This is a genomic window from Streptomyces sp. SM1 (assembly GCF_002910825.1).
GTDB lineage: Bacteria > Actinomycetota > Actinomycetes > Streptomycetales > Streptomycetaceae > Streptomyces > Streptomyces okerensis.
Map to the genome: position 1 here is coordinate 1 of NZ_NEUB01000472.1, position 794 is coordinate 794.

Annotated in this window: 1 protein-coding gene; it reads left to right on the top strand. The window is 77.3% G+C overall.

The window, feature by feature from the left end:
* The coding region (locus B9S61_RS11725) for an HEXXH motif-containing putative peptide modification protein (RefSeq protein ID WP_258039631.1) at positions 1 to 788 on the top strand (788 nt) is incomplete at its 5' end.
* Positions 789 to 794 lie beyond the last annotated feature (6 nt).

Genomic DNA, 794 nt, shown 5'->3' on the forward strand with positions numbered 1-794 from the left:
CGCGACCTGGGCGGCTCGACCCCGCCCTGATCCGGTCCGTCGTCCCCTGGGCCAGGACCGCCCTGCTGCCGCCGCCCCCGCCCGAGGTGCGGGTCTCGGCGTCCAGCGGTGACGCCTACGGCGCCATGGTCATCGCCCGCCCCTCCTCCGCGCTCGCCCTCGCCGAGGCGCTGGTCCACGAGTTCCAGCACAGCAAGCTCGCCGTGCTGATCCACCTCTTCCCGCTCGTGTCCGACGACCGCACCGAGCGCTTCTACGCGCCCTGGCGCCCGGACCCGCGTCACCTCACCGGTCTGCTGCACGGCGCCTACGCCTTCACCGGCGTCGCGGGCTTCTGGCGGGACCGGCTCGCCGATCCGGCGCACGCCGGGACGGCCGCCTACCACTTCGCGCTGCGCCGGACGCAGAGCCGCCTGGTCGTACGCACCCTCCTCACCAGCGGCCGGCTCACCGAGGCCGGACACGCCCTGGTCACCGGCCTCGCCCGCACCCTGGACGCCTGGCTGCGCGAACCCGTCCCCGCACCCGCCCGGGCCCGGGCCCGCACCGCCGCCGCCCTGCACCGCACGGAGTGGCGCCTGCGCAACCTCCTCCCACCGCCGGGCCGCCCCGCCGGCCCCGGCCCGGAGGGGCACTCCGTGCCACTCGGGCACCGGGCCGGCGGGTCCGCCGCGCCGGACGGCCTCCGTTTCCGGTCCGACCGAGCCTCCTGGCCCGATGTCCGTACGCCCCTCTTCGCCGTGCCGCCCGCCGATCCGAGGCGTTCGCAGGCGAGAGCGGTCGAGTAACCCGTC